Origin of the sequence: Erysipelatoclostridium sp. MSK.7.34, from assembly GCF_019041935.1 — a bacterium.
Taxonomy (GTDB): Bacteria; Bacillota_I; Bacilli_A; order Erysipelotrichales; family Coprobacillaceae; genus Thomasclavelia; species Thomasclavelia ramosa.
In genome coordinates this window covers 1-25,328 of record NZ_JAHPYJ010000031.1, presented here as the reverse complement: position 1 = coordinate 25,328, position 25,328 = coordinate 1, and the positions used below count along the sequence as shown (strand labels likewise).

The window sequence follows — 25,328 nt, the reverse complement described above, 5'->3', positions numbered from 1 at the left end:
CAACATAGGCTTATAGCCTCAGAGAAAACCACGTCTTTTAGGCGTGGTTTTTATTTGCTTAAAATTTATGTTTGGATTAAGATAATAATGTTGTTAGGAGGTTTTTATGGCTAAAAAAATTAAAACTAATGCTTTACGTTTATTAGATCAAGCAAAGATTGATTACGAAATAAAGGAATATGAATATGATGAAGATCATTTAAGTGGTGAACATATTGTTGCACAAGTTGAAATACCGGCTAAAGATATTTTTAAGACACTGGTTTTAAAAGGAAACCGTGGTTTTTTAGTATGCTGTATACCGGTATTAGAGGAAATAGATTTAAAAAAATTGGCAAAGTTATCTAATAATAAAAGTGTAGCAATGATTCATATGAAGGATTTATTAGCAACGACCGGATATATTCGTGGAGGCTGTAGTCCAGTGGGAATGAAGAAAAAATTTGATACTTATTTTGATTGCTCAATTAATGAGTGTGATAAAATTGCTCTCAGTGCTGGAAAAAGAGGATATCAAATGATTGTAGAAGCAAAGCAGTTACTAGCATATTTAGATGCGGTAGTTGGTGATGTGATAAGGAGATAGCGATGATTCAATGTTATTATGGTAATGGTAAAGGAAAAACTACTGCTGCAGTAGGACAAGCATTAAGAATGGCTGGGGCAGATAAAAAAGTATTATTTCTACAATTTTTGAAAGACGGTGACAGCAGTGAAATAAAGATGCTGAAAAAGTGTGGAATTAAAGTGTTGTATGCTAAAATGCCTCAGATGTTTATTGATATGCATGATCCAGAGATGATAAAATTGGTGAGTCGTTTAGAAGATGAGTTATTTGAACAAATAGATGAAAGTTATGAAGGAATTGTTTTAGATGAAATTCTTGATGCAATTGCTTTAAATTTATTAAATGAAGGGAAAGTGTATGATTGCTTGGTAAGCTTAAAAGAAACTCACGAGGTAATTTTAACAGGGCGTCAGCCTAGTCATAAATTAAAACCGATTCTAGATTATTCGAGTGAAATTAAGAAACATAAGCATCCATATGATAAAGGAATAAAAGCGCGTAAAGGAATTGAGTTCTAATTTGTAGTAATTTCATTTATAAAACAAGTAGTTATTTTTTTACAGGTTTGTTATAATTAAATTAAGAGGTGAAAAACATGAACTACAATGAAGAATATCAAAGATGGGTAAATTGTGAAAATTTAGATCCATCACTAAAAGCAGAGTTAGCAAGCATGAATGAAAAGGAAAAAGAGGATGCATTCTATATGAACCTAGAGTTTGGAACTGCAGGAATGCGAGGAATTTTAGGGGCTGGTACTAACCGAATGAACATCTATACAATTAGAAAGGCTAATGTTGGCTTTGCTAAATATGTATTAGGTTTACCAGAAGGAAAAGAACGTGGAGTCGCAATTGGTTATGATAACCGCCACATGTCTTACAAATTTGCAATTGAAAGTGCGAAAGTTTTAGCTACTTATGGAATTAAATCTTATATTTTTGAAAGTTTAAGACCAACTCCAGAATTATCTTATGCAGTACGTTATTTAAAATGTGCTGGTGGGATTATGATCACTGCAAGTCATAACCCTAAAGAATACAACGGTTATAAAGTATATGATGATACTGGATGCCAATTAATTCCTGAATGGGGAGATCAAGTAGTTGCATATGTAAATGAAGTTAAAGATGAATTGGCAGTAGAAGTAATTAGCGATGAAGAAGCTTATCCATATATTACATGGATCGGTGAAGAAGTAGATGAAGCATATTATCAAGAAGTAATGGCAATTGAAATTAATCCCGGTATGGATAAAAAAGATTTCAAAATTGTTTTCTCACCACAACACGGTACTTCAAATCTACCAGTTAGAAATTGTTTGAGTCGTTTAGGCTATAATGTTATTCCGGTTTTAGCTCAGTGTGCACCAGATCCTGATTTTTCAAATACTAAATCACCAAATCCTGAAGTTGACTGCTCATATGATCTAGCAATTAAAAAAGCTAAAGAAGTTGATGCAGATGTCGTTGTAATTTGCGATCCTGATGGTGATAGATTAGGTGTTGTTGCTAAACATGATGGTGAATATGTATTGATGTCTGGAAATCAAAGTGCTGCAGTATATTTAGAATATATTTTAAGCGAACTTAAAAAGCAAGGTAAATTACCAGCTAATGCAGTAATGTATAATACGATCGTTACTAGTGATTTAGGTGAATTGGTGTCTAAATCTTATGGTGTTGAGGTTGAAAAAACATTGACAGGATTTAAATTTATCGGTGATAAGATTCGTAAATATGAAAAAACAAAAGAAAAAGAATTTATCTTCGGATATGAAGAATCTTATGGTTGTGTAGTTAAGGATTTCGTTCGTGATAAAGATGCAGTTCAAGCGGTTGTAATGGCAGCAGAAGCTGGTAATTTCTATAAACATCAAGGAAAAGATCTAATTGATGTTTTAAATGAATTATATGCTAAACATGGTACGTTTAAAGAATCGCAAATTGCTTTAAGCAAAGCCGGAGCTGAAGGTGCAAAACGTATTAAAGAAATTATGGATAATTTAAGAAAAGATGCTCCAAGTGTGATTGGAGGATATAAAGTATTAGCAGTAGAAGATTATCAAAGTAGTCAACGTATTGAAAATGAAACTACGACAGTTATTGATCTACCTAAATCAAATGTATTAAAATACTATTTGGAAGATGGATCATGGATTGCGGCTCGTCCTAGTGGAACAGAACCAAAATGTAAATTCTATTTTTCAATAAAAGGTAATGATGCTGATGATGCGAGTGTAAAAACAGAAGTTTTCCAAAAAGATATATTAAGTATTATTGGTGAATAGATTATAAAAAGATGGACTTTAGAGAGTTTATGCTCTAATTTGAGTAAAAACTCTTTAGCTCCATCTTTTTTATTTAAAATCAGTAAAAAACAGTAAAAAAAATTATTATTTTACTGTTTTGCTTTTATTTATTAGTATAATTTTAATAAGATTTAATCATTTTAGTTAAAATATAATAAAATTAAGTAAAAAATAAGTAAAATAATCAGTAAAAATATTTACATTATTTTATTATAATTATATAATATAAATAGATATAAAAACATCGATGAACAAATATCTAAAAATAAATATATGAGGAGAACGAAAATGTATCAAAGACTTATGGATATTATGTCTGAAAGATTATTGCCTATTGCAACTAAAATTGGTTCACAAAAACATTTAGTCGCATTACGTGATTCATTTATTGCAACGATGCCTGTGGTTATGACGGGATCGATCGCATTATTGTTAAATGCTTTTTTTGTAGATTTTCCTGCTGAATTTGGGTGGACAGGAATCACTGACGCATTTCAATGGTTGATTAGTATTAATAATTTGATTTTTAATGGGAGTTTAGCAATTGTTTCCTTAGTCTTTATTTTTGCTTTAGGATATAATATCGCTAAAGTATACGAAACAGATAAATTATCTGGAGGATTAGTTGCTTTATCATCATTTGTTATTTCTTTAGGAACAAGTATTACGCAAACATTTCAATTAGAGGGTGTTAGTGCTGATATTGGGAAAATTATTAATCAGGTCACTGGCTTGAATTTTAGTGATGGAAATTTATCAGTAACGATCAATGGCTTATTACCAGGAAACCAAATTAATTCACGTGGTTATTTTACAGCAATTGTTATTGGTTTTTTAGCGGTAGTGATTTATAGTAAATTCATGAAGAAAAACTGGACGATTAAATTACCTGATTCTGTACCTCCGGCAATCTCGGTGCCATTTACTTCAATTATTCCGGCTTTTATTGCTATGTATGCTGTAGCAGCAATTACTTATGGATTTAATTTGGTGACAGGTCAATTAATTATTGATTGGATCTATGATATTTTACAAACACCATTGTTGGGCTTCTCTCAAAATCCGCTTTCTATTATTTTAGTAGCTTTTTTAACTCAATTATTTTGGTTTTTTGGAATCCACGGTGGGAATGTTATGGCACCGATCATGGAAGGTGTTTTTGGTGTTGCATTATTGGCGAATCTTGAAGCTTTCCAAAAAGGAACAGAAATACCATATTTATGGACGAGTGTATCATATGGTGCCTTTGTCTGGTATGCAACATTAGGCCTGTTAATTGCAATTTTTTGGCAATCTAAAAATAAACATTATCGTGAAGTAGCTAAATTAGGTATAGCTCCAGTAATGTTTAATATTGGTGAACCTGTTATGTATGGGCTGCCAACTGTCTTGAATCCGTTAATGTTCATTCCTTTCCTGTTGGCACCAATTGTATTGTCAGCAGTTGCTTATGGGGCAACAGCATTAGGATTAGTTGCACCAGTTACACAAAATGTTACTTGGGTCATGCCGCCGGTTCTTTATGGATTCTTTGCAACTGGTTTTGATTGGCGAGCAATTATTTTATCACTTGTAAATCTGGCTTTAGCTGTAATTATTTATTTACCGTTTGTTAAGTTGGCAAACAATCCTAAATTTGAAGAAAAATAAGTGGAAGAGGTAAATAATATTGGGTAGTATTGAAGTAAATAAAGAGTTTTTCATCAATGGAAATAAAGTTAAGATTATTTCTGGAGCAGTGCATTATTTTCGAATTGTACCTGAGTATTGGCGCGACACACTCTTGGATTTAAAAGCAATGGGATGCAATACTGTTGAAACATATGTACCATGGAATCTACATGAACCATATCAAGGAAAATATGATTTTTCGGGTATTAAAGACATTGAAACATTTTTGAAACTAGCTGAGGAATTGGAATTATTTGTTATATTACGAGCTTCACCTTATATATGCGCTGAATGGGAAATGGGTGGTTTACCAGCATGGTTGTTAAAATATCCTCGTATTCGTTTACGAACTAATGATAAACAATATCTTAAATGTCTGGATCAATATTTTTCAATTTTATTACCTAAATTAAGTAAGTATCAAATTACTCAAAATGGGCCGATAATATTGGCTCAATTAGAAAATGAATATGGTTCATATGGTGAAGATAAAGAATATTTATTGGCTGTGTATCAGATGATGAGAAAATATGGAATTGAAGTACCTCTCTTTACAGCTGATGGAACATGGCATGAAGCCTTAAATGCGGGTTCTTTATTGGAAAAAAAAGTTTTTCCTACAGGAAACTTTGGATCACAAGCAAAAGAAAATATTACAGTGTTAAAAAAATTCATGGAATCCCATCAAATTACGGCACCGTTAATGTGTATGGAATTTTGGGATGGCTGGTTTAATCGCTGGAATCAAGAAATAATTAAAAGAGATCCCCAAGAATTTGTAAATTCAGCGCAAGAAATGTTGTCGTTGGGCAGTGTCAATTTTTATATGTTTCAAGGCGGGACAAATTTTGGATGGATGAATGGCTGTTCGGCTCGAAAAGAACATGATTTGCCCCAAATAACTTCATATGATTATGATGCGATTCTAACTGAGTATGGTGCTAAAACAGAGAAATACCATTTATTGAGAGAAGTAATCACTGGAAAAAAAGAGCGTTTACCAGAGCGGCGTCAAACTAAAAATTATGGTCAAATAATAAAAAATCGAAGTGTCTCTTTATTTAGTACGCTTGATTGTATTGCTGCCTGTCATCAGTCTGATTGGCCTTTAACGATGGAAGAGTTAGATCATTATTATGGTTACGTGGTCTATCAACATACTTTTAAAAGTTATACTGATGATTTACGGATGCGAATTATTGATGGACGTGATCGAGCAAAAATATATCTGGATGATCAAGAGATTGCTACTCAATATCAAGAAGAAATTGGTGATGAGATTAATTTACCGACACATAGCAATGATACTCATGATTTAAAGATATTAATGGAAAATATGGGTCGGGTCAATTATGGTTCTAAGTTACAAGCTGAGACGCAACAAAAAGGAATCCGTAATGGGGTAATTTTAGATATCCATTTTACCAAAAAATGGAAACATTACTGTCTTAATTTTGAGCATCTTGATTTATTGAACTGGGAAAATGGTTATCAATCAGGCCCAGGTTTCCATGAATATATTTTTGAAGCTGATGAAGTTAAAGAAACTTTTATTGATTTGGAAGGCTTTGGAAAGGGTGTGGTCTTTGTAAATGGTCATCATTGTGGCAGATTCTATGAGGCCGGACCAACACTATCACTATATATACCAGGTCCGTTTTTAAAAAAAGGGATTAATCAAATTATTATTTTTGAAACAGAAGGCTGCTATCGTGACAAGATTGAATTAATTGGTCAGCCAAAATATCTATAAACAGTAGAAGTATTCTGATTAAAAGAAGTTTAAATTCTAGACAAGTGAATTTAAACTTTTTTTACTAATGATCTTAATGAGAAATGATTATTAAAAGAATATCTAGAAATTATGATAGAATTCACTTATAATACTATGAAAGAGCTGTTTTATCGATTGAGGAGGGTTAATATGGCTACATTAAAAGAGGTTGCTGAATTTGCGAATGTTTCAATCGCAACTGTATCACGAATATTAAATGATGACAATTCATTGACTGTTTTACCAGAAACGAAAGAAAAAGTCATCAAAGCAGCTGAACAATTAAACTATATTCCTAAATCAAAACGTAAGGGAAATCATGATGAAGCTTTGACAGTGGCAGTTATCCAGTGGTATTCTTTTGAACAAGAAATGCGCGATACATATTATTTATCTTTGATTCAAGGTGTTGAAAATTATTTAAAAACAAATGGAATCATTGCTAAAAGAATTAGAAAAGACGATATGGATTTAAATAAGGTTTTGGAAAATGTTCAAGGAATTATCTGTATTGGTAAGTTTGAATTTGAAGTGGTAAAAGAATTAAAGGAGTACACTGAAAATATTGTTTTGTTGGATATGGATATCAGCCCTGTAACTGAATGTTGTGTAACTTTGGATTTTGATAACGCAATGTTTCAGGTGGTTGATTATTTTAACCGTTTAGGTCATAAACATATTGGTTTTTTAGGACGGGGCGAGTACGAAGAATTATCACTTCATATTAGTACTAGAAAGAGTAGTTTTATTAAATATTGCCAGTATTTTGGCTTGAAATATACTGAATTGCTGCTGGAAAATGAATTAACGAGTGAAGCTGGCTATAATTTGATACATAATTTAGCTAAAACCGAGGAACTTCCAACGGCTATTTTTGCTGTCAACGATCCAATTGCTATAGGTGCAATGCGGGCATTACAAGATCAGGGAATAAGAGTTCCTGAACAAGTTTCTATTATTGGGTTTAATAATATTGAAGCTGGTAATTTTACTACACCATCATTAACGACTGTTTATGCGCCTTCAAAGGAGATGGGAAATCTTGGTGCGATGCTGTTACATGAAATGATTTTAAAGAAAAAAGCTTTATTTCCGATGCGAGTACAGTTGCCATGCTCGTTACTAGAACGTAAATCATGTAAGAAAATTATATAAAATTAGTGTTATTAGGATAGTTTTTGCTGCTGTGGTCTTAAAATCAAGAATGTTTGATTATTAGGCCGCTTTTTTTATTTTACTTAAATAAATGTTGAATTTAGTATTATATTATCAATTATCGGCGTAATGAAAGCGCTATCTTTTTAATGAAATACCAGATAAATTATGTTATAATGGGAATATCTAAGAAAAGGGGGAGTGACACATGCTCGATGATTTTTTAATTCACGTATTTCACAAAGGAAATACATTAGAAGCGTATAAAGTATTTGGTGCTCATTTAGAAACAAATGACCACAAAAAAGGTGTCCGCTTCACCGTCTATGCACCTAATGCACGAAGTGTACAAGTCGTAGGTGATTTTAATGACTGGGATGGGCAAAACCATTATATGGAAAGGTATACAGATGGAGGAATCTGGACTTTATTTATTCCTGGGGTAAAAGAATTTGCTCTTTATAAGTACCGGATTGAAACACAAAATTTTGCGACAGTAGATCGTGCTGATCCATATGCGTTTTATAGTGAGTTACGACCAGGAACAGCGTCAAGGGTTTACAATATTGAACGGTTTCGTTGGGCTGATAAAAAATGGCTTAATAGCCGAACAAAGAATTTTGATAAACCAATGAATATTTATGAAGTAAATATTGGTTCTTGGAAAATGAAAAAGGATTTTACGGCAGAAGAAGACGGTGAATTCTACTCTTATGAAGAGATGATAGAGCTTCTAATTCCATATTTAGTTGAAAATAACTATACTCATTTGGAATTAATGCCACTGACAGAATTTCCGTTTGATGGTTCGTGGGGGTATCAAGCAACTGGGTATTTTAGTATAACTAGTCGTTATGGTGAACCGAAAGGTTTAATGAAATTTATCAATGCTTGTCATAAGGCGGGAATAGGTGTCATTATGGATTTTGTTCCTGCACATTATGTAAAAGATGGACATGGTCTTTATAAGTTTGATGGTGGATTTGTATATGATTATCCAGATATTAATCGTCGTTATACTGAATGGGACAGTGTTTATTTTGATGTTGGGCGTGAAGAAGTTAGAAGCTTTTTAATGAGTAGTGTTGGCTTTTTAGCTGAATATTTCCACATTGATGGGATACGTTTTGATGCGGTAAGTAACTTGATCTATTGGAAAGGCAATAAAGAAGCTGGAGTTAATGATGGTGCGTTAGAATTCATGAAACGTATGAATAATCATATGAAGGGTTATTATCCTGGTGTGATGTTGATTGCTGAAGATTCAAGTGATTTTAATGGCGTTACAAAAGCACCAGATATTGGTGGCCTTGGATTTGATTATAAATGGGATTTGGGATGGATGAATGATACTTTAAAATATATGAAACTAGATCCAGTTTATCGTCAAGGTGATCATAATTTACTAACGTTCTCGATGGCTTATTTTTATAGTGAAAATTTCATTTTACCATTTTCTCATGATGAAGTAGTTCATAGTAAGGGAACTATCATTGATAAAATTTGGGGTAATAATGAACAAAAATTTGCCCAATTAAAAACACTTTATACTTATATGATGATTCATCCTGGAAAGAAATTAAATTTCATGGGAAATGAATTGGGTGAATATAAAGAGTGGGATGAAAAGGTAGCTTTAGGATGGAATATTCTTAAGTATCCTATTCATGATTCCTTTCATAAATTTATGATTAGATTAAATGAAGTTTATAAAACATATCCATGTATGTATGAACAGGATTATGGAATGGATGGTTTTGAATGGTTAGTTGTTGATGATCGAGCACAAAGTGTATTTGCAATTGAAAGAAAAGGAACGGATGGAAGTTCTTTAATTGCTGTTATGAATTTTACAGGAAACAAACATGAGGGATATATGGTTCCAGTAAATCAGCCAGGAAGTTATAAAGAAATTTTAAATAGTGATACTGATATCTATACTGGAAGCAATTTCGTTAATAAACGGGCTATAAAAGCTAAAGAGGGTCAAACTTTAAATAAGGAATATTACATACCAGTAAATATTGCGCCATTTGGCAGCATGATTTTCGAATATAAAGGCTCTAAATAATGAACTGGTATAAGAGGAGATAAAATGTTTAAGAATAAAGAAGAATTTAAATTTGAATTTTCAAGAAGAATTATAGAATCTTATGGACGAACTGTAGAAGAAGCACATATTACTGAACGCTTCTTAGTTTTGGAAACAATGGTTCGTGACTATGCTTCAGTAAACTGGGCAACTAGTAAAGCGATTATTCGTAATAACTATCAAAAACAAATGCATTATTTCTCAATGGAATTTCTAATGGGACGATTATTAGTAAATAATATGATGAACTTAGGAATATATCAGATTGCTAAAGATGGTCTTGAAGAATATGGAATCAATATTCATGATTTAGAGGAGCTTGAAACAGATGCTGGTCTAGGAAACGGTGGTCTTGGAAGACTAGCAGCTTGCTTTATGGATTCATTGGCTTCACTAGCATATCCGGGGCATGGGCATACGATTCGTTATGAATATGGATTATTTAAACAAAAAATTGAAAATGGTTATCAAATCGAATTACCAGATCAATGGATGCAAACAGGATTTAACTGGGAAGTGAGAAAGCCGAAACATCGAGTACCAGTAAAGTTCTTTGGTAAAATTATTTTTAATGAAACGACAGGGAAATATGAACATGTTGATGCTGAGGAAGTGTACGCAGTTCCTTATGATGTCCCTATTGTCGGTAATGATACTACAAATACTAATACGCTTCGTTTGTGGAGTGCTGAAGCAAGTGATAATATTCCTGCAAATCAAGATTTTAGGCAATATATCCAAAATGTTAGAGATATTTGTCAAATGTTATACCCTGATGACTCAACTCCTGCGGGAAAAATGTTGCGTTTGAAACAAGAATATTTCTTTACTTGTGCAGGATTAAATTCTATTGTAAGGGCGCATTTAAGACAATATCCAAATTTGAATAATTTCCATCAAAAAAATGTTATCCAATTAAATGATACACATCCTGTTTTAGCAATTCCTGAATTAATGCGTATTTTGATTGATGAACAAGGATATGAATGGGAAGAAGCATGGGATATTACGACACAGACGTTTGCTTATACAAATCATACGATTTTAGCTGAAGCGCTTGAAACATGGCCAATCAGTTTAATGCAGTCATTATTGCCAAGAGTTTATGAAATTATTGAAGAAATTCATCGACGTTTTATTGGGTATGTTAAAATGGCAAGTGACCGTGATGAAGAGTTATTGAATCGAGTAATGATTTTACGCGATGGTACAGTCTACATGGCGCGACTTGCAATTGTTGGAAGTTTTAGTGTCAATGGGGTGGCAAAATTACATTCTGATATTCTAGCGGAACGTGAATTAAAAGATTTTGCACAATTATATCCATCAAAATTTAATAATAAGACTAATGGGATTACACATCGTCGCTGGTTAGCATATTGCAATCCAGAACTATCATCATTAATTAGTGAATATATCGGAGATGAATGGATCAAGCATCCTGAAAGATTAGAAGATCTAATGGGGCATTTAGATGATCTTACCCTTCAAGATCGTTTCTTGGCGGTGAAAAAAGAAAGAAAACAAATTTTAGCTGACTATATTAAAGAACATAACGGAATTACTGTTGATGTTGACAGTATCTTTGATATTCAAGTAAAACGTCTTCATGCTTATAAACGTCAATTATTAAATATTCTTCATGTTATTGATCTGTATTTAAGAATGAAAGAAAATCCTGATTTTAGAATTGAACCGAGAACATTTATTTTTGGGGCAAAAGCTGCAAGTGGATATTATTTTGCTAAAAAAGTTATTAAGTTAATTAATAGTGTTGGCGATGTTGTAAATAATGATTCGGAAACTAATAAATACTTAAAAGTAGTCTTTTTAGAAAATTACGGAGTTACTTTAGCTGAAAAAATCATGCCAGCGGCTGATGTATCGGAACAAATCTCAACTGCTGGTAAAGAGGCTAGTGGTACGGGAAATATGAAATTTATGATGAATGGTGCGATTACATTAGGGACTTTGGATGGAGCAAATGTTGAAATTGCAGAATTAGTTGGTGAAGAAAACTGTGTAATCTTTGGAATGAAAGATCATGAAGTTAAAGAATTACAAATGAGTGGTGCTTATAAGGCATGGGATTATTATAATAATAATCCAAGATTAAAGAGAATTATCGATAGCTTGATGGATGGTACATTCCATGAGAATCGTGAAGAATTCCGGGTTATTTTTGAAGAGTTAATGAATAAAAATGATGAATATTTTGTTTTGGCTGATTATGAAGCATATTGCCAAGCTCAAAGTTCTGTGCGTGATCTATATAAAGATCGTTCAAGATGGGCAAAAGTATGTCTAACAAATATTGCAAAGAGTGGGTTCTTCTCATCAGATCGAACTATTCAACAATATGTTGACGATATTTGGCATTTAGATAAAGTAAAATTTTAAGGGATTGAAAATCCCTTTTTCTTTTGATTAAAATTGGTATATAAGTTATTGATAAAACCCAAATTATCTGTATATAGTCTAAAAAAATGCTGATTATCTACATTTTATATCATTGCTATCTGAGAAGTGATAGGATATAATGAACACGAGATGAAAGGGTGAAAATCATGGAAAAAAGTGCCATTAGAATGATTGCAAAGATGGTATCTGTAAATAAAATCGAAGTACAATTGATTAGAAGATATTACGAAGGAAATTGTCCTCGTTTTTATTTGAGAGATTTAAATAATAATACTTTGATAGAAATAGAAATATCCGCTAAATTTGTAGAAGAAGAATACGTTCATTACTATTTCGATAATGTCGAAATAGATTTTTGTCATGTTTATCAAATTGTAGATGCATATGGTTTAGCGGAAACCCTCCAATATACTCAACTGATCTATGATGCTGAGTTTTTAAAAAATAACTATTATGATGGTAATGATTTAGGAAATTCATATCATGAAGATTATACGATTTTTAAAGTATGGGCTCCAACAGCGTTAGCTGTTAAAGTTGCAATTACTAAAGACCATACTACATATAGTTATGAAATGAAAAGAATTGGTAACGGTGTTTTTTGTTCATATGTTGCGGGAAATTTTGATAACTGTGAGTATGTTTATCTAGTACGACATCATGATAGTTATATTAAGGCATTGGATCCATATGCTTATGGATCTTCATCAAATGGTAAAAGTAGTTATATTGTTGATTTAAATAAGATTAAGATCGACCTGAATCGGGAATGTTTAAAGCCATTAAAAAATAAGACAGATGCGATTATTTATGAAGCTAGTGTCCGTGATTTTACGATGTATGAAAACAGTTTAAGTAAGTACAAAGGAAAATTCGCTGGAATTAGAGAAACTGGGTTATTGACTAAACATGGTAATAGTGCAGGGTTAGATTATTTAGTGGAATTAGGAATAACACATATACAATTATTGCCAATCTATGATTTTGCGACTGTCGATGAAAATCACCAGGAAGTACTATATAATTGGGGATATGATCCAGCTCAGTATAATGTTCCTGAAGGAAGTTATTGTACAAATCCTAATGATGGTTACAGCAGGATCGTTGAGTGTAAACAGATGATAGCAGATCTGCATGCGAAAGGAATTCGGGTAGTGATGGATGTTGTCTATAACCATATGTATGATGTTAATGCGAGTGCTTTTGAACGAATCGTACCTGGCTACTATTTTAGAAAAAATCCAGATGGGAGTTTATCAAATGGTTCATGGTGTGGTAATGATTTGGATAGTGGTGAACATATGGTGCGTAAGTATATTATAGATATGTCGAGACGCTGGCAAAGTTTTTATGGTGTTGACGGGTATCGTTTTGATTTAATGGGAATTATTGATATTGAAACGATTAATCGTGTCTATCAAATTTGTTCTGCTTACGATGCTTCATTTATGGTTTATGGGGAGGGTTGGAATATGCCGACTAATTTACCAGATGAGCAAAAGGCGATGCAGGATAATCATGCAAAAATGCCGAAAATTAGTTTTTTTAATGATGAATATCGTGAGGTTATTAAAGGTGGAAGCAGTGATAATGTTTTAGTTAATAAAGGTTTTATTACGGGAAATCTTTACGAAACAGAAAAGGCAAGAAATGTAATTACAGCGACTAATCGTTATACAAGTCCGGACCAATCAATTAATTATGTTGAATGTCATGATAATGCGACGGTTTTTGATAAATTGTATATTTCTAATGTTGAAGAAGGTTTAGATGGGATAATAACTCGACAAAAGAATCTTACGATCATGGTGTTATTGTCGCAGGGAATTCCCTTTATCCATGCGGGACAAGAATTTTATCGAACTAAAGGCGGGATTGGGAATACTTATAATTCACCTGATAATATTAACTGTATTAATTGGGATTTTCGAGATATTTATAAAGATGATATTAATGAGATAAGAAAAATTATTCAATTACGTAAAGATAATAAGTGTTTTCGCTATGCAACTAGAAAAGAGATTGAAGCAAATGTTATGGTTGAAAATATTGACTTTAAAATGTTAAAATATACTCTAAAACAAGATGAAGGTGAATATCGTGAATTTGTTATTTACATTAACCCATCAAGTTTTACATTTGATTATGAAGAAACTGCTTATCAGCACCTTTATGGTGAAATTACTGATCAGCAAATAGGAGCTAGAACGATTGTTGTTCTAGCAAGATAGGAGAATTAAATTGAAATTAATTGTAGGATTGGGAAACCCTGGGAAAGAGTATGAAGGAACTCGTCACAACTGTGGGTTTATGGTAGTAGATGAATTAGCTAATAAATTAAATACAGAAATAAATCAGAATAAATTCAAAGGTTTATATACAAAGGTAAAATATCATGGAGAAGATGTTATTTTATTAAAGCCGCAAACATATATGAATCTTTCTGGTGAGTCAGTAATTGCTGCAATGAATTTTTTTAAACTGGATAAAGAAGATATTATTGTTATCTATGATGATCTGGATATGCCGGTTGGTAAATTAAGATTACGTAAAACTGGCAGCGCTGGGGGGCATAATGGGATAAAAAACATTATCGCTCATTTATCTAGTCAAGATTTTAAACGAATTCGTGTGGGAATTGATCGTCACAAGTATATGAAAGTAGTTGATTATGTTTTATCAAGGTTTGCAAAAGAGGAGACTGAAGCAATCAATCAAGGAATTGATAAGGCTAGTGATGCTGTTTTGGATTATCTTGATCATGATTTTGATTACATTATGAATCGTTATAATTAGAGGTTTATATGAAGAAGATAGATGAAATATTGAAACAAAACCCTGCCTTTAAAACATTGTTAAAGGGAGAGGGGAATATCATTGTTAATGATCTTAACGATGAGGCACTATTAGTAACTAGTGCCTTTTTGACATTACAAAAAGATATTATTGTAATTAAACCAAATCAGTATGAGGCTAACTTGTTGTATCAACAGATTTCATTGATTAATGAAAAAGACAGCTTATTTTTTCCAGTTGATGAGTCATATCGAATTGAAGCTTTAGCCTCATCGCCAGAACTATTAGGACAGCGAATTGATGCTTTATATCAATTGACAACTGATCAGCCTAAAATTTTAATTACTCATGGACAGGCCCTGGTACGGTATTTACCAAGTAGACAGTTATTTTTAGATAATTGTTTAAATCTAAAAACAGGAATGCAAATTGATATATATGATTTGCAAAAACTTTTGATCAAGGCTGGTTATACATCAGCACCGCGAGTAGATCAGCCGTTTTATTTTTCTAAACGTGGTGGAGTAATCGATGTTTTTTCAATTCAATATGATAATCCATTACGGATTGAATTTTTTGATGATGAGATTGATAATATACGTTTTTATAATCAAAATAGTCAAAGAACGATAGAAAAGGTTAAAGAAGTAACCATTATTCCCGCTAGTGATATTTTATATGATGAACAAGAAGTCCCGGCTGTTTTAAGTAAAATCAATGATTTAAGAGACCGGCAGATTGAAGAACTTGATGAGTTATATCAAGAAGATTATTTAAGTAAAGTATCAATAGATCAAGAAAATTTGCGGAATCATGATACTAGTTTTACGATGTATGGTTATTTTAATTTATTTAATCAGACAGCTAGTTTATTAGATTATCTCGATACCCCGCTAATCATCCAAGCAAACAATCATGATATTAATTTTGCTTATAAGAACTATTTAGAAGAAAATCATTATTATTATCAAGAATTGGCTAGTATTGGGAAAACTATTAAAGGTTTGAATCTATTTAGAGATTTATATGAAGTGATTGATAGAAAATCAGTTAATTTTAAACCTTTTGCTCAAAGTGATAAAGATGTGTTGTTTAATGCTCGTGCTATTATGATCAATAATGATGATGAGGCAATGATTATTAATCAAATTAGAGCTTATTTAAAGTTATCAAAAGTTGTTGTAGCTTTAGATGATGATCATCAATTAAAATTAATGACTGAATTATTTGATCGTCATGAAATGGCATATACTTTGATTGGGATAAAAGATGAAATATATCCGGGGTTGAATATTGCGGTAAATAAAATTGGTTTTGGAATCGAATTAGTTGATGAAAAAATTGTTATTATAAGTGCAAATGAATTATTCAAAACACGTAATATTAAAAAACCAAAATATTTTAAGTATAAGAATGCAAAGGTTTTAAAAGATTATCAAGAATTAAATATTGGTGATTATGTTGTACATGATAATCATGGGATAGGGCAATACTTAGGAATTAAAACATTAGAAGTTCAAGGATTTCATAAAGATTATTTATATGTAGCCTATGCTGGAGACGATACTTTATATATACCGGTTGAACAATTTAAGATGATTAGGAAGTATTCAAGTAATGAGGGTAAAGTTCCTAAAATTAATAAATTGGGAGGCTCACAATGGCAGAAAACAAAAGCCAAAGCACGGAGTAAAGTTGATGATATTGCTGATAAGTTAATTGAAATTTATTCTGCTCGTATTAATCAGCCTGGCTATGCTTTCCCAAGTGATAGTGAGATTCAGCTGGAGTTTGAACGCTCATTTGGTTATGAATTAACAGTTGACCAGTTACGTTCAGTTGAAGAAATTAAAGCCGACATGGAAAAGAGTCAGCCGATGGATCGCTTGCTATGCGGAGATGTTGGATTTGGGAAAACGGAAGTTGCTTTAAGAGCAGCATTTAAGGCTATTCTAGGAAATAAACAGGTTGCTTTTTTGTGTCCCACAACAATTTTATCAATGCAGCATTATAAAACAATGATTGCACGATTTAAGGATTTTCCTGTCAAAATTGCTTTATTGAATCGCTTTACATCGACTAAGGAAAAGAAGCAGATACTAAGTGATTTAAAATTAGGAAATATTGATCTGCTTGTAGGGACACATCGAATTTTATCAAAGGATATTGTTTTTAAAGATATTGGATTATTATGTATAGATGAAGAACAGCGTTTTGGTGTTAAACAAAAAGAGAAAATTAAAGAGTATCGTAAAACTATTGATGTTTTGACCCTTACAGCTACCCCGATTCCTCGAACTTTACAAATGTCATTGATGGGAATTCGCGGATTGTCACAAATTGAAACTCCTCCTAAGAATCGTCAGCCAGTTCAAACATATGTTATTGAAAAAAATAATGTTTTAATTAAACAGATCATTGAACGAGAATTAGCTCGTGATGGACAGGTTTTCTATTTGTATAACCGAACTAGTCAGATTGCTAATGTTGCTTATAATATTACTTTATCAGTACCTGGGGCAAGGGTAGCGGTAGGTCATGGGCAAATGGATAAAAATGAATTAGAAGATGTAATGATGCGTTTTGTGAACAAGGAATTTAATGTTCTCGTTTGCACAACGATTATTGAAACAGGAATCGATATTCCTAATGCAAATACGATTATTGTTGAAGACGCTGATAAATTTGGATTAAGTCAGTTATACCAGATTAAAGGGCGCGTAGGGAGAAGTAATCGTGGTGCATATGCTTATTTGTTATATAATCCTACTAAAGTTTTAAATGAAGAAGCTAGTAAACGGCTTAAGGCAATTAAGGAGTTTACTGAATTAGGAAGTGGATATAAAATTGCTATGCGTGATTTAGCAATTCGCGGTTCAGGAGATATTTTGGGTGGTACACAATCAGGCTTTATTGATTCAATTGGTTTTGAGATGTATATGAAGATTCTTCAAGATGCTATTAACGAAAAAATGGGTAAAGAGGATGTGGAAGCAGAAAAAGAAATCAAAAGTGTTAATGTCAAAGTTGATGGATATATTCCTCATGATTATGTATCTAGTGATATTGAAAAACTTGAACTATATCAGCGTCTAGATAATGCCAAAACGATAAGCGGTGTTGATCATCTAAAATCAGAATTTATTGATTATTACGGTAAATTACCAGAGGAAGTAAGTACATTAGTAGAAAAACGGAAGTTAGATATTTTAGCATCTACTGAAATTATTGAAAACTTAGCGGAAGTTAAAGGGAAGATGGAAATTACTTTTACTAAAGGATATAGTCAAAATGTTAAAGGGGATCAATTGTTTGAATTAGTCAATCGACTTTTCACTAAACCTGTGTTTAGGCAATTAGGTGGTAAAATTGTAATTGTCTTGCCAAAAGGTGATCAATGGCTTGAGCGAATCAATCAATTGATAACGACATTAAACAGTTAGCAAACAGAGTATTCTTGAATAGGGAGATTTGTTTTTAAAGCAAATCTCTTTTTTTTGTTAGAAAAACTAACAAAAAATGAACAATGTTCATTGAATGCTTGTTGATGATAGCATATAATAAGTGTGAAAAGAGATGATGAGATGACTAGTCAGCGTTTTAATAAAACAATTGAACGAAAAAAAGAGATTATCAAAGCTGCGATGCAATTATTTAGTGAAAAAGGATACGCGCAAACATCAATGCGTGATATTGCTAGGACAATGGGAGTTTCGTTAGGTTTGTGTTATCGCTATTTTGATTCAAAACAAATACTATTTAATACAGCAATCGATCTTTATATTGAAGAGTGTTGTAATAGCTATCTTGCTATTTTACATGATTCTACTATTACGATTAAAGATAAGATAGATGCATTATTTACTTCAATAGGTGATGAGCATTCAAATATGCAATATTATGATTTTTTTCATCGTGTTGAAAATGAAGAATTACATGAACAATTATCAATCAAATTATGCAAATATATGTATCCACATTTATTAGAAGCAGTAAAAAAAGCTATTGCAGCTAAAGAAATATATATTGAAAATCCTGAGGCATTAATTAGTTTTATTATATATGGTCAAGTTGGATTATTATCTAAAAGTAATATTGATCATCATGAAGTTGCAAAATTATTGAATCAGTATGTTAATCAATTAATGAAATTTAATCCCTGACTCTAGGGATTAAAATTAAAACAAAAAAATGAACATCGTTCATTTAAGGAGGGCATTATGAATAAAAAAGAACAATCTAGACAAACATTTGACTTACAGGCTTCAAAATATGATACTACTTTTTATGGAAAACATGCCCGTAAAATTTATCCATATCTTTTAAATGAAATTATTCGCTGTTATGGTGAGGAAGTACTTGATTTAGGATGCGGGACAGGAGCTTTAATGAAACAAGTTATTAGTGAGGATTCACATCGACATCTTACAGGAATTGATTTATCATCACAAATGATTGAAAAGGCTAAACACCAACTTAAGAATAAGGCGACTTTAGTAGTAGGAGATAGTGAGAATTTGCCATTTTTTGATCAAACTTTTGATATTGTTTATTGTAATGATTCATTTCATCACTATCCAAATCCTCAAAAAGCCATTGCAGAAATATATCGTGTTTTAAAAATTGGGGGAACATTGATTATTGGTGACACATATTTGCCAGTCATTGCTCGGCAGGTTATGAATTATTTTATTCGCTTTAATAAAGATGGGGATGTTAGAATTTATTCAAAAAAAGAAATGATTTCGTTCTTGGAAGAATTATTTCATGAAATAAAATGGATAAAGGTATCGAATAGTGCTTACATGATCAAAGGAGTAAAATAATGATACAAGCAACAAATCGTAAATATTTACGATATATTTATCAATTATTGTTGGAGGGAAAAAAGGTACGTCAAATTGATTTGGCTTTATCTCTAGGATACGCACGTTCAAGTGTTTCAATTGCAATTAAACAATTGAAAAAAGCAGGGTATATTGATCTTATTAAAAATAACATTACTTTAACAGAGCGGGGAAGTATGTTGGCACAAGAAAGTTTGAAAAGTTATCAGCAAGTTTATCGATGGATATTGGCTTTAGGGTTAACTTCATATGAAGCAAGATTATATGCGGATAAATTAGAAAGTGATTTTGATCAAAAATTTATTGAGATGTTACTTAAAGACAAAAGACTAAACAATTAATTGTTTAGTCTTTTTGTGAACTGTAATTTGCTAAAATCGTATCAAAATCAAGACCGATTTTAAAACCTAATGTAAAATAATCATCAATACAGTTTTGGAATGCTTCAAAACTGTAGGTTTCATTAACTTTCAATGCGCTTTGATAAACCTTGATTAGTTGATTGGCAATATTGTTGGAGTTGTTGATTTCTTGATAGTTCTTGAGTTTGTCAACGTGCAATTCAAATCCGATTGACATCAACATATGAAGGGCATCAGTATAATAGTTAAGGATTTCTTTGTTATTGGCAGATGAATTATCCCAAAAGCTAAATACTTTTGCTTCTTCACCGACTTTACCTAATTCACAAAGAAAAGCTAGTACTTTTGCTTCAACCTTATCTTTATTTAAAACATCATGATTAGGATCAACGACCAATTTTAATTCGTGGCTCATATGCGCTTGGTAGATTTTATTAATTTCATTCATTTAATTATCACCTCTTAAGTATTATTATACTCTTTTATGTGACATTTTCATGAATTATGATAATTCAATATAATCATGACGCAAATATTCTTTTGTATAGGTATTATTGGTTAGATCTTGAATAATAGTTAGAAAAGATTCATTTTCAAGATAACAGGTATAACTAACCCGATCTAAATACTCGGTATTAATGCATTTAATATGATGTACTTTAATTAAGTGTTCAAATTTTTTAGTGTATGAATAATCCACTGTAATTTTATATAAAGGAACACTGAATTTTTCTACAATCTCAGCTCCTTTTAAAGCATCAGCAACACTTTGACGATAAGCTCGAGTTAAACCGCCAGCTCCTAATTTAATCCCGCCAAAATATCTTGTAACAATAGCAATGATATTAGTAAGTTTATTTTTTTCTAAAACATCTAACATTGGTAGGCCGGCAGTTCCGCTCGGCTCCCCGTTATCATTGGCACGTTTTTGGGTACCAACGATATAAGCAATACAGTTATGAGTAGCATCATGATATTTTTCTTGATATTCTTTAATAATATTATCAATTGCAGTTTCGTCATTACACGGTATTAAAGTACAAATAAATTCTGATTTTTTAATTATCCATTTATATGTAGTTATTTCACGTACTGATTTCATTAAATCCCTCATTTCTTTATTATCATAACACATATTACTAGCAAAAGTATGATAAATTTGGTATATTAGTTACGTAATTATAGGGAGGGCGAGACCATGAAAAAAATAGCTGTTTTAGCAGATAGTGGATGCCAGTTACCAATTGGTTCGTTAGAAGATCAAGGAATTTATATTGTACCTTTAACGATTACAATGGGTAATAAAACATATTTAGATTTAGAAGAAATAAGTGCTAATGAAGTATTTGAAAGAATGAATAAAACTGGGGAAATGGTGATGACATCACAGCCTTCAACAGGTTCAATTCAAAATGCAGTTCATAGAATTAAAGATGCGGGATATGATCATATTATTGCTTTGCCGATTGCAACTGGATTATCTTCAACCTTGAATGGAATGAAATTGGCTTGTGATATGGTGGGAGTACCAGTTACGTTAATTGATACTAAGGGTACGGCTAGTAATCATCGCTATTTAATTAGGGTTGCTAAAAAATTAATTGATGATGGTAAAAGTGTTGCGGAAATTGAAACGATTTTAACAGCAATGGTTGAGGATTCAGCGACTGTGATTATGGCACCTAATTTAGACCATTTAAAGAAAGGCGGACGAATCACTCCAGCGGTAGCACTATTGGGGAACTTATTAAAAATAGTGCCGGTAATGAAATTAAATTATGAGTTGGGCGGTAAGATCGATACTTTAGATAAAGTTAGAACGGTGAAAAAAGCCAACTTAAAGATAGTTGATCATTTAGTTAATGAATGTGGATTGAACAATAAAGACTTTATTATTGCTATTGAACATGTCTTAGTTGATGATTTAGCTCATCAAATGAAACAGGCGATTATTGATCGAATTGGTGAATGTGAGATTACCGTTCGAGAGTTACCAGCGGTTGTAGGAGCACATATGGGTGTTGGTGGCGTTGGATATCAATATATAAAAAAATACGAGGGATTAACATGGAACGAATAACAAGTTTTAGTGTTGACCATACAAAGTTAACAAAAGGTGTCTATGTATCTCGGATAGATGGTGAATTAACAACATTTGATATCCGCATGACTACACCTAATTTAGAGCCTGCTTTAGATCCTCGTGGTGCTCATACAATTGAACATATCGGGGCAACATTACTTCGTAACGGCGAAAACAAAGATAAAATAATTTATTTTGGACCAATGGGATGTATGACAGGTTTTTATTTAATTACAAAAGAATTAGATTTGGCTCGAGTAATCAAAATTGTACGTGAATTATTTGAACAGATTGCAAATTGGCAAGAACCCATACCTGGAGCGAAGATGGAAGAATGTGGCAATTACTCATTTATGGATTTAGAAAAAGCTAAAGCTGCGGCTAAACATTTTGTTACTAGCGAATGGCAGCATGAATATCATTATTTATAGTTAAATTAAAACATGTTTCGAATTTTGAAACATGTTTTTTTATCGAGAACATCTATTTAATTTTGTCATTATAAGCGTATATTATTCTATAGAGGACAAATATGTATAAAGGAGTGATTCAAAAACAATTAGAACCTGACCAAAGAAGGTATTTGGTACTAAATTGTTATGAGTAAATGAATTATAAGAACCAACAATAATTGGTAGTGTTACATTTTGATAAAGATTAGAATTTTCATTGGCAATAAAACTAATTATATCGATGTTATTTTTAAAAGCATTATCGACAATTTCAACTAATCGGGGTGTAATTCCAGAATTAGAAATCACAATAAATAGGGAATTATCTTGATATTTAATATCAAGCATTTCAGTATGGACAACATTCATTGCATAAAATCCATTTAGGGTTAGACGCTGTTGCAAATAATCAGCAATTGGAGCAGAGAATCCCATCCCAAAAACGATGATATTATGTTGACGATGTTTATTTAATAATTTAATGAATGCTGGAATATATTGTTCAAGATCATCAGGAGAAAAAAGCTGGGTATTATTCGATGATGACAGCTGATAGATCATATCACTGTAGCCACTAAAACCAAATTTATTGCAAAGACGATAAATTGCAGAAGTAGATGTGAAATTAGCGCTGGCCATTTGCCGAATCGTAATATCTTTTAAATTATTTTGATTATCTTCAAGATATTTAACTAATGCTAATTCAAGTTCATTTAAATCAAATTTATCTCTTAAATGTTCGATATTCATATTATCACCTCAATTAGATTATGTCACAGATTAGAAAAAGGAGCAAGTTTATGGCAAAAACGATGTACGACCCATGGTCAAAGATTATTACAAGAAATGGTTATGCTGGAGATGAGGTAATATCAGCTTTACAGAAATCAATTCGTCGCAGTTTAGAAGAACAGGCATGTATGTTCGCCTATGAAATGTATATTTCTTCACCGGAATTATTAGAAAAAATGTGGCGTCGATTATTAACTATTTCGGTAGAAGATATTGGAATGGGAGATCCGATGGCTGCAGTATTAGTAAATAATTTATATCAAATGTCAAAACATTTTGATTATGCTGATGGTGATCAACCAATGTATTTTATCCACGCGATTAGATATTTATGCAGTTGTCAAAAAGATCGTTCTAGTGATTTATTAAAAAATATCTGTATTAAATCTTTTGCGATGGGAAAATTACCGGAAATACCTGATGTTGCTTTAGACAAGCATACAGTAAGAGGAAAAGCCATGGGGCGTGATTCATTCCATTTCTTGAATGAAGCTAGTAAAGTTATTCCACAAATGGAGGTGGATAACGATTATAAAGAACGCTATGCAAAAATTCTTGAAGAATATGATCCAGAGAATGTTAGTGAAACAGCGTTCACTTTTAATGGTTGGCAATTTTAATAGGGGGATAAAAAATTGATTAGTAAATTAGAGAAATTATTAGGACCAATTGCAAATAAATTGGCTCAGCAGCGACATCTTCAAGCAATTTCATCGGGTATGATGATGTCATTAGGATTAATCGTAGTAGGGTCAGTTTTCTTAATTATTGCCAATCCGCCAATTAATTTAGACTTGGTTGATTTGAATACAGGAAATATCTTTTTAAAGTTTTTAATTAGCTGGAAACAATTTGCTTTAGCTAATTATGATGTTTTAACTTTACCATATAATTATACAATGGGCTTAGTTGGTTTGATTTCAGCTTTTGGGGTTGCTTATTGCTTAGCTGAAAGTTATAAGATGAAAGCTTCGGTTTATGGGATAATTTCGATGTGTACTTTTTTAATGGTTGCAGCTCCATTAAAGGATGGAGCTATTACAATGAGTTATTTAGGTGCGGATGGTCTATTTGTTGCTTTAATAATTTCATTAATATCAGTAGAGATTTCACGAGTAGTCAGTCATCGAATAGTCTTTACTTTTCCAGATAGTGTTCCTAGTGCAGTGACTAATTTTGTAAATAGTTTAATGCCATTAGCGCTAAATATCATTGTTATTTATGGGGCTAATTTGATTTTAGTAGCTTTATCAGGGAAAAGTATGCCAAATTTAATTATGTCGTTTTTAACACCTGCAATTTCAGGGGTTGATAATGTTTGGATGTTTATGGGAATTTATTTATTTTCAAATATTCTTTGGATGTTTGGAATTAATGGTTCTTCAATTGTATTTCCAATAGTTTTTGCTTTGGGGATTGCGAATACGGGACTAAATGGTGAATTAGTAAATTTAGGAAAAGATCCAACAGCAATCATGAATTTACAGATGTTTAGATATGCTTTATTAGGTGGAGCTGGTAATACTTTAGGATTGGTTTTATTAATGTGTCGTTCTAAATCTAAGCATATTAGCTCGATTGGTCGTTTAAGTATTGTTCCTGGGATTTGTGGAATTAATGAGCCAATCATGTTTGGGGCTCCGATTGTATTAAATCCAATTTTATCGATACCGTTTTTAGTAATGCCGTGTATTTCGATTGGTTTAGGGTATTTAGTTCAAAAAATTGGATTAGTTTCAATGGGATATATAGTTGATCCATCATTTACGCCATTTTTTGCTCAAGGTTTTTTGTCAGCATTGGATATTCGTAATGTAATCTTCATGATTGTTTTGATTATTATTTCAGTTGGAGTATATTATCCATTTTTTAAAGTTTATGAAAAAAACACACTTGCAAATGAAGCAGAATAATAAAGTGGCCGATGCCACTTTTAATATGGAGGAAAGATGAAAAATAATTATGATGTTGTGGTTGTTGGAGCGGGACCAGCAGGAATCATGG

21 protein-coding genes are annotated in these 25,328 nt (G+C 32.0%); 18 read left to right on the top strand and 3 right to left on the bottom strand.

Translation table 11 applies throughout. The features are described from left to right. Positions 1 to 106: 106 nt before the first annotated feature. The 14 genes from ybaK (at position 107) to KTF99_RS15120 (ending at position 19,976) form a co-directional block, all read left to right on the top strand. On the top strand, positions 107 to 586 hold the full coding sequence (gene ybaK, locus KTF99_RS15185) for a Cys-tRNA(Pro) deacylase (protein ID WP_003536247.1): 480 nt from the start codon (positions 107 to 109) through the stop codon (positions 584 to 586). Positions 587 to 588: 2 nt separating this feature from the next. After that, entirely contained in the window at positions 589 to 1,086 is a 498-nt protein-coding gene (locus tag KTF99_RS15180) for a cob(I)yrinic acid a,c-diamide adenosyltransferase (RefSeq protein WP_003536248.1), read from the top strand. Positions 1,087 to 1,163: 77 nt separating this feature from the next. Beyond that, entirely contained in the window at positions 1,164 to 2,858 is a 1,695-nt protein-coding gene (locus tag KTF99_RS15175; RefSeq protein ID WP_003536249.1) for a phospho-sugar mutase, read from the top strand. 309 nt (positions 2,859 to 3,167) lie between these two features. Next, positions 3,168 to 4,529 (top strand): PTS sugar transporter subunit IIC, encoded by a 1,362-nt coding sequence (locus tag KTF99_RS15170; RefSeq protein WP_008791349.1) that lies wholly within the window; start codon positions 3,168 to 3,170, stop codon positions 4,527 to 4,529. Positions 4,530 to 4,548: 19 nt separating this feature from the next. After that, positions 4,549 to 6,303 (top strand): glycoside hydrolase family 35 protein, encoded by a 1,755-nt coding sequence (locus KTF99_RS15165; RefSeq protein ID WP_008791350.1) that lies wholly within the window; start codon positions 4,549 to 4,551, stop codon positions 6,301 to 6,303. A 171-nt stretch (positions 6,304 to 6,474) separates the two neighbouring features. Next, on the top strand, positions 6,475 to 7,479 hold the full coding sequence (locus KTF99_RS15160) for a LacI family DNA-binding transcriptional regulator (RefSeq protein WP_008791351.1): 1,005 nt from the start codon (positions 6,475 to 6,477) through the stop codon (positions 7,477 to 7,479). Between the two features lie 208 nt (positions 7,480 to 7,687). Then, positions 7,688 to 9,550, top strand: coding sequence for a 1,4-alpha-glucan branching protein GlgB (glgB, locus tag KTF99_RS15155; RefSeq protein WP_003536253.1), 1,863 nt, complete (start codon positions 7,688 to 7,690; stop codon positions 9,548 to 9,550). A gap of 24 nt (positions 9,551 to 9,574) precedes the next feature. Next, positions 9,575 to 11,971, top strand: coding sequence for a glycogen/starch/alpha-glucan phosphorylase (locus tag KTF99_RS15150; protein WP_003536257.1), 2,397 nt, complete (start codon positions 9,575 to 9,577; stop codon positions 11,969 to 11,971). Between the two features lie 167 nt (positions 11,972 to 12,138). After that, positions 12,139 to 14,223, top strand: a complete 2,085-nt coding sequence (pulA, locus tag KTF99_RS15145; protein WP_020994218.1) for a type I pullulanase — start codon at positions 12,139 to 12,141, stop codon at positions 14,221 to 14,223. Between the two features lie 10 nt (positions 14,224 to 14,233). After that, positions 14,234 to 14,788, top strand: coding sequence for an aminoacyl-tRNA hydrolase (pth, locus tag KTF99_RS15140; RefSeq protein ID WP_003536259.1), 555 nt, complete (start codon positions 14,234 to 14,236; stop codon positions 14,786 to 14,788). Positions 14,789 to 14,796: 8 nt separating this feature from the next. Then, positions 14,797 to 18,231, top strand: a complete 3,435-nt coding sequence (gene mfd, locus KTF99_RS15135; RefSeq protein WP_008791353.1) for a transcription-repair coupling factor — start codon at positions 14,797 to 14,799, stop codon at positions 18,229 to 18,231. Between the two features lie 123 nt (positions 18,232 to 18,354). Continuing rightward, the gene (locus tag KTF99_RS15130; protein WP_003536262.1) at positions 18,355 to 18,951 is read left to right on the top strand and encodes a TetR/AcrR family transcriptional regulator; all 597 of its coding nucleotides are present in this window, start codon (positions 18,355 to 18,357) and stop codon (positions 18,949 to 18,951) included. A gap of 57 nt (positions 18,952 to 19,008) precedes the next feature. Then, positions 19,009 to 19,614 carry a class I SAM-dependent methyltransferase gene (locus KTF99_RS15125; protein WP_003536264.1) on the top strand — a complete coding sequence of 202 codons (606 nt, stop codon included), beginning with the start codon at positions 19,009 to 19,011 and terminating at the stop codon, positions 19,612 to 19,614. Continuing rightward, positions 19,614 to 19,976 (top strand): metal-dependent transcriptional regulator, encoded by a 363-nt coding sequence (locus tag KTF99_RS15120; protein ID WP_003536267.1) that lies wholly within the window; start codon positions 19,614 to 19,616, stop codon positions 19,974 to 19,976. Before KTF99_RS15125 ends, KTF99_RS15120 begins: the two co-directional genes overlap by 1 nt. A 4-nt stretch (positions 19,977 to 19,980) precedes the next feature. Here the strand turns inward: KTF99_RS15120 and KTF99_RS15115 are convergent, their stop codons facing one another. Both KTF99_RS15115 and KTF99_RS15110 read right to left on the bottom strand, forming a co-directional pair. Beyond that, positions 19,981 to 20,412 (bottom strand): dUTP diphosphatase, encoded by a 432-nt coding sequence (locus KTF99_RS15115; protein WP_254210199.1) that lies wholly within the window; start codon positions 20,410 to 20,412, stop codon positions 19,981 to 19,983. 87 nt (positions 20,413 to 20,499) lie between these two features. After that, positions 20,500 to 21,099 carry a YigZ family protein gene (locus KTF99_RS15110; protein WP_008791355.1) on the bottom strand — a complete coding sequence of 200 codons (600 nt, stop codon included), beginning with the start codon at positions 21,097 to 21,099 and terminating at the stop codon, positions 20,500 to 20,502. Between the two features lie 96 nt (positions 21,100 to 21,195). Here KTF99_RS15110 and KTF99_RS15105 point away from each other — a divergent pair, with 96 nt between their 5' ends. Both KTF99_RS15105 and KTF99_RS15100 read left to right on the top strand, forming a co-directional pair. Next, entirely contained in the window at positions 21,196 to 22,077 is an 882-nt protein-coding gene (locus KTF99_RS15105) for a DegV family protein (RefSeq protein ID WP_003536272.1), read from the top strand. Further along, entirely contained in the window at positions 22,065 to 22,511 is a 447-nt protein-coding gene (locus KTF99_RS15100) for an S-ribosylhomocysteine lyase (protein ID WP_003536274.1), read from the top strand. The genes KTF99_RS15105 and KTF99_RS15100 overlap by 13 nt, the downstream gene beginning before the upstream one ends. Before the next feature lie 81 nt (positions 22,512 to 22,592). Here the strand turns inward: KTF99_RS15100 and KTF99_RS15095 are convergent, their stop codons facing one another. Beyond that, positions 22,593 to 23,282, bottom strand: coding sequence for a MurR/RpiR family transcriptional regulator (locus KTF99_RS15095; protein ID WP_217215628.1), 690 nt, complete (start codon positions 23,280 to 23,282; stop codon positions 22,593 to 22,595). Positions 23,283 to 23,332: 50 nt separating this feature from the next. Here KTF99_RS15095 and KTF99_RS15090 point away from each other — a divergent pair, with 50 nt between their 5' ends. Both KTF99_RS15090 and KTF99_RS15085 read left to right on the top strand, forming a co-directional pair. Then, complete coding sequence (locus KTF99_RS15090; protein ID WP_008791356.1) at positions 23,333 to 23,944, top strand: hypothetical protein; 612 nt, start codon at positions 23,333 to 23,335, stop codon at positions 23,942 to 23,944. A gap of 15 nt (positions 23,945 to 23,959) precedes the next feature. Continuing rightward, positions 23,960 to 25,237, top strand: a complete 1,278-nt coding sequence (locus KTF99_RS15085; RefSeq protein ID WP_003536278.1) for a PTS sugar transporter subunit IIC — start codon at positions 23,960 to 23,962, stop codon at positions 25,235 to 25,237. The last annotated feature ends 91 nt before the right edge of the window (positions 25,238 to 25,328 follow it).

What these genes read in the sequence shown, in the direction of transcription:
- KTF99_RS15170 (WP_008791349.1), top strand. Translation starts at nt 3,168, where the DNA reads ATGTATCAAAGACTTATGGATATTATGTCTGAAAGATTATTGCCTATT.
- KTF99_RS15120 (WP_003536267.1), top strand. Translation starts at nt 19,614, where the DNA reads ATGATACAAGCAACAAATCGTAAATATTTACGATATATTTATCAATTA.
- KTF99_RS15175 (WP_003536249.1), top strand. Translation starts at nt 1,164, where the DNA reads ATGAACTACAATGAAGAATATCAAAGATGGGTAAATTGTGAAAATTTA.
- pulA (WP_020994218.1), top strand. Translation starts at nt 12,139, where the DNA reads ATGGAAAAAAGTGCCATTAGAATGATTGCAAAGATGGTATCTGTAAAT.
- KTF99_RS15105 (WP_003536272.1), top strand. Translation starts at nt 21,196, where the DNA reads ATGAAAAAAATAGCTGTTTTAGCAGATAGTGGATGCCAGTTACCAATT.
- KTF99_RS15160 (WP_008791351.1), top strand. Translation starts at nt 6,475, where the DNA reads ATGGCTACATTAAAAGAGGTTGCTGAATTTGCGAATGTTTCAATCGCA.
- ybaK (WP_003536247.1), top strand. Translation starts at nt 107, where the DNA reads ATGGCTAAAAAAATTAAAACTAATGCTTTACGTTTATTAGATCAAGCA.
- KTF99_RS15090 (WP_008791356.1), top strand. Translation starts at nt 23,333, where the DNA reads ATGGCAAAAACGATGTACGACCCATGGTCAAAGATTATTACAAGAAAT.
- KTF99_RS15100 (WP_003536274.1), top strand. Translation starts at nt 22,065, where the DNA reads ATGGAACGAATAACAAGTTTTAGTGTTGACCATACAAAGTTAACAAAA.
- KTF99_RS15150 (WP_003536257.1), top strand. Translation starts at nt 9,575, where the DNA reads ATGTTTAAGAATAAAGAAGAATTTAAATTTGAATTTTCAAGAAGAATT.
- KTF99_RS15180 (WP_003536248.1), top strand. Translation starts at nt 589, where the DNA reads ATGATTCAATGTTATTATGGTAATGGTAAAGGAAAAACTACTGCTGCA.
- KTF99_RS15110 (WP_008791355.1), bottom strand. Translation starts at nt 21,099, where the DNA reads ATGAAATCAGTACGTGAAATAACTACATATAAATGGATAATTAAAAAA.
- KTF99_RS15095 (WP_217215628.1), bottom strand. Translation starts at nt 23,282, where the DNA reads ATGAATATCGAACATTTAAGAGATAAATTTGATTTAAATGAACTTGAA.
- KTF99_RS15115 (WP_254210199.1), bottom strand. Translation starts at nt 20,412, where the DNA reads ATGAGCCACGAATTAAAATTGGTCGTTGATCCTAATCATGATGTTTTA.
- mfd (WP_008791353.1), top strand. Translation starts at nt 14,797, where the DNA reads ATGAAGAAGATAGATGAAATATTGAAACAAAACCCTGCCTTTAAAACA.
- glgB (WP_003536253.1), top strand. Translation starts at nt 7,688, where the DNA reads ATGCTCGATGATTTTTTAATTCACGTATTTCACAAAGGAAATACATTA.
- KTF99_RS15125 (WP_003536264.1), top strand. Translation starts at nt 19,009, where the DNA reads ATGAATAAAAAAGAACAATCTAGACAAACATTTGACTTACAGGCTTCA.